This window comes from Sphingomonas ginsenosidimutans, assembly GCF_002374835.1.
GTDB classification, from domain to species: Bacteria; Pseudomonadota; Alphaproteobacteria; order Sphingomonadales; family Sphingomonadaceae; genus Sphingomonas; species Sphingomonas ginsenosidimutans.
On the sequence record NZ_NWVD01000015.1, the window covers coordinates 23813 to 30265 of the forward strand.

6 protein-coding genes are annotated in these 6453 nt (G+C 72.2%); 3 read left to right on the plus strand and 3 right to left on the minus strand.

Annotation, left to right across the window (positions count from 1 at the left end; genetic code table 11):
• Positions 1–2: 2 nt before the first annotated feature.
• The gene (locus tag COA17_RS17500; protein ID WP_096614109.1) at positions 3–1877 is read right to left on the minus strand and encodes a gamma-glutamyltransferase family protein; all 1875 of its coding nucleotides are present in this window, start codon (positions 1875–1877) and stop codon (positions 3–5) included.
• A gap of 134 nt (positions 1878–2011) precedes the next feature.
• On the opposite strand from COA17_RS17500, the gene COA17_RS17505 reads away from it, so the two are divergent.
• The 3 genes from COA17_RS17505 to COA17_RS17515 are packed head-to-tail and all read left to right on the plus strand — an operon-like array spanning position 2012 to position 5141.
• Positions 2012–2764 (plus strand): amidohydrolase family protein, encoded by a 753-nt coding sequence (locus COA17_RS17505; protein WP_096614111.1) that lies wholly within the window; start codon positions 2012–2014, stop codon positions 2762–2764.
• A 42-nt stretch (positions 2765–2806) separates the two neighbouring features.
• Positions 2807–4141, plus strand: coding sequence for an ABC1 kinase family protein (locus COA17_RS17510; protein ID WP_096614113.1), 1335 nt, complete (start codon positions 2807–2809; stop codon positions 4139–4141).
• A gap of 10 nt (positions 4142–4151) precedes the next feature.
• Positions 4152–5141 carry an MBL fold metallo-hydrolase gene (locus COA17_RS17515; protein ID WP_096614115.1) on the plus strand — a complete coding sequence of 330 codons (990 nt, stop codon included), beginning with the start codon at positions 4152–4154 and terminating at the stop codon, positions 5139–5141.
• 134 nt (positions 5142–5275) lie between these two features.
• On the opposite strand, the gene COA17_RS17520 is transcribed toward COA17_RS17515, so the two are convergent.
• Positions 5276–5947 (minus strand): spermidine synthase, encoded by a 672-nt coding sequence (locus COA17_RS17520; protein ID WP_096614117.1) that lies wholly within the window; start codon positions 5945–5947, stop codon positions 5276–5278.
• Positions 5948–6310, minus strand: coding sequence for a DUF6481 family protein (locus COA17_RS17525; protein WP_070321882.1), 363 nt, complete (start codon positions 6308–6310; stop codon positions 5948–5950). It abuts the gene before it with no gap.
• Between the last annotated feature and the right edge of the window lie 143 nt (positions 6311–6453).

The following is a 6453-nucleotide window of genomic DNA, read 5'->3' on the forward strand; positions in this document are numbered from 1 at the left end:
CGTCAGTACGCCAGCGCGCAGCCGTCGGCGCGCATCTCGCTGGCGGCGGCATAGACGCGGGTGTCGCCGTCCATGCGGTGCTCGACGCATTCGTAGCGACCGAACCCGCCGTCGGGCTTGCCGATCGTCCAGCCCAAGTCGGCCAGCGCCGCCCGCGTCGCGCGCGGCACCCCGCTTTCCAGCCGCAGCAGCCCGGTGGGGCCAAGGCCCGCGGCATCCTCCCCCATCGACTGCGACGATCCTTCATGGTGCCAGCGCGGGGCATCGCCCGCCGACTGGATTTCCAGGCCATAGTCGATGCGGTTGACGACGATCTGGGTCTGCCCCTGCGGCTGCATGTCGCCGCCCATCACGCCGAAGCTCATCCACGGTGCGCCGTCGCGCGTCGCGAAGCCGGGGATGATCGTCTGGAACGGCCGCTTGCCGGGGGCATAGATATTGGGATGCCCGTCGCGCAGGCTGAACAGCTGCCCGCGATCCTGGAACATGAAGCCCAGCCCGTCCGCGACGAGCCCCGATCCCATGCCGCGGAAATTGGACTGGATCATCGACACCATCATCCCGTCCTTGTCGGCGCAGCTGAAATAGGTGGTGTCGCCGCGGCTCGGCGCCTGACCCGGATAGACGGGGGTGAGGATGCGATCGGTGCGGATCAGCTTCGCACGCTGGCGCGCATATTCCTTGGAGATCAGCCATTCGACCGGCACCTTCGAAAAATGCGGGTCGGCGTAGAAGCGCGCGCGATCCTCATAGGCGAGCCGCTTGGCCTCCGCCTGGAGGTGGATCGAGCGCGGCGACTGGAAACCGGCATCGCCCATGTCGAAGGTTTCGAGGATGTTGAGCATCTGCAACGTGGCGATACCCTGCGTATTGGCGCCCAGCGCGTGGATATCGGCGCCGCGATAGCCGGTCTGGTGCGGCTCGACCCATTCGGACCGGTGCGCGGCGAGGTCCTCGCGCCGCAGCCACCCGCCGATGCGCCGGAAATAGCGGTCGATCGTCGCGGCGATCTCCCCGGTGTAGAAGGCATCGCGACCGCCCGTCGCGATCGCGCGCAGCGTGCGGGCAAGGTCGGGGTTGCGGAACACCTGCCCGGCGCGCGGCCCCTTGCCGTCCGCCATGCCCCAGGTGCGCAGCGCGTTGGCGGTTTCCTCGATCCCGTTGCCGGGCCGCGCGAACGCCGCCATGCTGCGGCGGATGTAATAAGCGATCATGTCGGGCACCGGCGCGCCGTTCTCCGCCAGCGCGATCGCGGGTTCGAGGAGGCTTGCCCAGGGCAGGCGGCCATATCGCTGGTGCATCGTCCACCACGCATCGACCGTGCCGGGCACCGACACGCTGATCGCGCCCAGCGGCGGCAGCGCGCCGTTGCGGGCGCGCGCGCGCACCGTCTCAAGGCTCAGCCCGCGCGGGGAAGCGCCCGATCCGGCGAGGCCGACGACCTTGCGCCCCTTCGGGTCCCAGATCATCGCATAGGCATCGCCGCCGATCCCGTTCGACGTCGGCTCAAGGAACCCCAGGCAGGCATTGATCGCGATCGCCGCATCCACCGCCGATCCGCCGCGGCGCAGGATGTCGATCCCCGCCTGCGTCGCCAGCGGGTGCGCGGTGCCGGCGGCGCCGTTCATCCCATAGGCGGCGGTGCGCGAGGCGAAGCTGGCGCCGACCGGGCGGTCGCCCGCCGATACGTCGGGGCGCAGGAAGCGGTCCTCCCCGGCGACCCAGCGCGGGGGCAGCGCGGTGTCGGTGGCGGGGGCGCCGCCCTGGCCGGGGCCGTCGGGCGCGCGTGGCGGGGCGGCGGCGGTCCCTTGCGCGCCGGCCACACCGGGAAGCAGGGCCGCGCCGGGCAGGGCGGCGATGAAGGTACGACGACGCATGACAGGAAGCTCCGATGGCGTGGCCGGCGATCCTCGCGCCCCGCGTCGCGGATGACAAGCGCCGCTGTCGCAACGGGATAGACGCGGCTACCCTGTGCGTTGTCGCCGCATCGCATCGTCCCGGAGAGTCGCTTATGATCACCCGTCGCGCCGCCATCGCCCTGCTGCCCGTCCTTGCGCTCTGCGCCTGCGGGCAGCGCGACGCGCCGGCGGTCGCGGTCGCCAACGGGGAAGCGCCCGCACCGGCGGCGCCCGCGGCGACGCCGACCGCACTGCCGGCGCGCGCAGGCCCGGCGTCCGCGCCCACGGGCATCCTGACCTGCCGGGCGCAGATCGGCGCGGCGGCGGCGGCGCAGAAGGTGGCGACGTGCCGCAACGTGTCCCCCGCCACGCATCCGCCCTGCAACGCCGCCAACAGCTGCGCGCTGATCGACGACGAGATCGCGCGCAGCTGCGCGCTGTTCGACGGGAAGGGCGCGCCGATGGCGGGATGTACGGTCGATCCGAAGAGTGCGCAGGCGGCGGCGGAGGTGGTGCGGCGCTATTATGATGCGATCGGCGCGCGCGATTACGCCACCGCTTGGGCGCAATGGGGCGAGAACGGGCGACCGGGCCAGACGCTGGATGCCTTCACGCGCGGCTTCGCCGATACGCGCGCCGTCCGCGTCACCATCGGTACGCCGGGGCGGGGCGATGGCGCGGCGGGATCGGTGTACCAGCCCGTCCCGGTCACGGTCGATGCGACGCTGGCGGACGGGCGGCGGCAGCGGTTCATCGGCACCTACGTCCTGCGCCGGGTGAACGACGTCGACGGCGCCAGCGCGGCGCAATTGCGCTGGCACATCGATTCGGCGAAGCTGCGCGAGACGCCACCCGCGCCGCGGTGAGGCAGGCAGGAACCGGGGGAGGCGCTGCGGCGCTGTGCGGGGATGACCGACGATCGCAATACGCCGCCCCACCGCCACCGCGCCGTCCCCAGCGGGCGGCTGGCGCGGCTGGGCGGGTTCGGGCGGCTGGCCGGGGGCGTCGCCGGCGGGATGCTGGCGGAAGGCGCGCGGCGTCTGGCCGCGGGCGAACGGCCGTCGATGGGCGACCTGCTGCTGACCCCCGCCAACGCCACGCGCGTCGCCGACCGGCTGTCGCACCTGCGCGGCGCGGCGATGAAGCTGGGGCAGATGATCTCGATGGACGCGGGCGACATGCTGCCGCCCGAACTGTCCACGATCCTCGCGCGGCTGCGCAACCAGGCGTACCGGATGCCGCCCGCGCAGCTCGACCGCGTATTGCGCCAGGAATGGGGCGCCGACTGGCGCCGCCGCTTCCGCCATTTCGAGGCATCGCCGATCGCCGCCGCCTCGATCGGGCAGGTCCATCGCGCGACGCTGCCGGACGGGCGCGTGCTGGCGATCAAGGTGCAATATCCGGGCGTCGCCGGCAGTATCGACGCCGATGTCGACAATGTCGCGACGCTGCTGCGCCTATCCGGCGTGCTGCCGCCGTCGATCGACCTGAAGCCGCTGCTGGCCGAGGCGAAGACGCAGCTGCGCGACGAGGCGGATTACGTGCGCGAGGGCGCGCAGCTGCGCGGCTATCGCGAACGGCTGGCGGGGGATGCGCGCTATGTCGTGCCGGAGCTGGCGGAGGAGCTGACCACCCCGCGCGTGCTGGCGATGACCTTCGTCGAGGGGCGCGCGGTGGAGACGCTGGCCGATGCGCCGCAGGAAGCGCGCGACGCGGTGATGACCGCGCTGGTGACATTGGTGTTGCGCGAATTGTTCGAGTTCGGCGTGATGCAGACCGATCCCAATTTCGCCAATTACCGCTGGCAGCCCGAGACGGGCGCGCTGGTGCTGCTCGATTTCGGGGCGGTGCGCGACGTGCCGGCGGATACCGCCGCCGCCTATCGCCGGATGATCGAGGCGGGGCTGGCACGCGATACCGATCGCATCCGCGACGTGGCGGTCGACACCGGCTTCATCGGCGCGGCGGCGGCGCGCGCGCATCGCGCCGCGCTCGACAGGATCATCGCTGCGATCGACGTGGCCCTCAACCGGCCGGGGCCGTTCGACTTCGGCGACCGCGCCTTCGTGCCGGTGGTACGGGAGGAAGCGAAGGCGATGATCGCCGACCGCGCGACCTGGCATGTGCCGCAGGTCGAGACGCTGTTCGTCCAGCGCAAGGTCAGCGGCACCGCGCTGCTCGCCGCGCGGTTGAAGGCGCGGGTCGAGGTGCGCGGGCTGGCGGCGGCGGCGATCGGGGCGTAGGCGCACGGCCATGGCGCGCAATCCCTATTACACCGGCCCGGTCAGCGACCATTTCGACGGCACGCGCTTCTTCAATCCCGGTCAGCGACGCACCGACGCCGGGCTGGGCGCGGTGCTGCGCTGGAAACTGGCGGGGGGCGCCGCCCGCTGGCCGCGATCGGTGCCGGTGGTGCCCGCGCGGCCGGTGGGGCGCGTCGATGACGGCATGCGGGCGACGATGGTCGGTCATGCCGCGCTGCTGGTGCAGGCGGCGGGGATCAACATCCTGACCGATCCCGTCTGGTCGGATCGCGCCAGCCCGTTCCGCCGCATCGGCCCGCGCCGTGTCACGGCGCCGGGGATCGCGTTCGACGATCTGCCACCGATCGATATCGTCGTGCTAAGCCACGGCCATTACGACCATTGCGACGTCGCGACGCTGCGCCGGCTGCACGAACGCGATGCGCCGCTGATGGCGCTGCCGCTGGGCAATGACGCGATCGTCCGCGCCGCGGTGCCGGGCGCGCGCTGCGTCGCGGGCGACTGGTGGCAGCGGATCGAGCTGGGCGACGGGATCGCGACGACGATCACCCCGGCGTATCACTGGTCGAACCGCTGGCCGTCGGACACGCGGATGATGCTGTGGGGCGGGCATTACCTGCATACCCCCGCGGGAAGCCTGTGGTTCGTCGGCGACACCGGATATGGCGATGGCGTGATCTTCACCACGGTGCGCGAGCGGCTGGGCGCGCCCGATGCGGCGCTGATCCCGATCGGCGCCTACGAACCGCGCTGGTTCATGGCCGCGCAGCATGTCGATCCGGCAGAGGCGGTGCGCATCTTCGCGGACGCCGGCGTCGGCCGCGCGCTGGGCATCCACTGGGGCACGTTCCAGCTGACCGACGAGCCGCGCGAGGCGCCGCGCGACGGGCTGGCGGCGGCGCTGGCGGCGGCGGGGATCAACCCGGCGCGCTTCGTCGCGGCGGAGCCGGGCGGGGTGTATGAGTTGATGGCGGATTGATTCACGCGAAGGCGCGAAAAGGGGGGGCGTTGGCGCGAAGCGTCATTTTCCCTCGTCGAGGCCGCTGGTGAAGCCGCTACGCGGAGGACGAACGATACTTCTTTGCGTCTTCGCGTGCCCCCCCAAAACCCAATTTACCGCGGCGTGGCGAACCAGATGACGTGGTGCGCGCCCTTACCGTTGTCGCGCGCGCGGGTGCGGACCTCGTCAACGGTGAAGCCGCCGCGCGCCAGACGGCGGGCGAAGGCGGGGTCGGGGGCGGCTGACCAGATCGCCAGCACCCCGCCGGGGCGCAGCGCGGCGCGCGCCTCGTCCAGCCCGCGCGCGGAATAGAGGCCGTCGTTGGCGGGGCGGGTCAGCCCGTCGGGCCCATTGTCGACGTCCAGCAGGATCGCATCATACTGGCGCGCGCCCGCACGGATCGCATCACCGACGTCGCCCATCCGCAGCGTCACGCGCGAATCGTCGAGGCAGCCCGCGGTCAGCTCCGCCATCGGCCCGCGCGCCCATTCGATGATGCCGGGTACCAGTTCGGCCACGGTCACGCGACCGGCGCGGTCGATCCGCTCCAGCACCGCGCGCAGCGTGAACCCCATGCCATAGCCGCCGATCAGCAGATGCGGGGCCGGGCGCCCGGCCAGCCGGTCGCACGCCATCGTGCCCAGCGCGATTTCCGACCCGTTCATCCGCGTGCTCATCAACTCGTTGCGGTCGAGCACGATCATGAAATCCCGCCCGCGCCGGAACAGGCGCAGCGGATCGCCGCCGGGCACGTCGGCCACGCCCAGCAGCTCACGCGGGGTCATTTACTTGCCCTGACGCGCCTTGCGCGCGGCATAGCGCGCATCGCGCGCCGCCTTCAGCTCGGCGGCGGTGGGCACCGCGGGCGGGCGCTTGGCGGCGGCGGCGGCCGCAGCGGCGGCCTCGGCCTCCTCGCGAGCCTTCTCGCGGGCTTCCTCGCGCGCGGCCTTTTCGGCGGCGATCGCGGCCTTGTGCGCCTCGCGGCGCTCGGCCTCGGCGGCCTCGCGCGCGGCGCGCGCGGCGGCGCGGGCGGCGACCGCCTCGGGATCCGGGGCTGCCTTGTTGCGCAGCTTTTCGAGCGCGCTCGCCTTGGCATCGCGCGACGCGGCGGCGCGCTGACTGAAATCGGGGGTCTTGTATCCGGCCATATCGTCTTCCGTCTGGGGGCCATGGTTGGGGGAGCGACCCCGTGTACCATGTCCCAATGCACAACGGCCCCGCATCGCTGCGGGGCCGTTGAAAAAACTGGTGGACGCACTTGGGCTCGAACCAAGGACCCGCTGATTAAGAG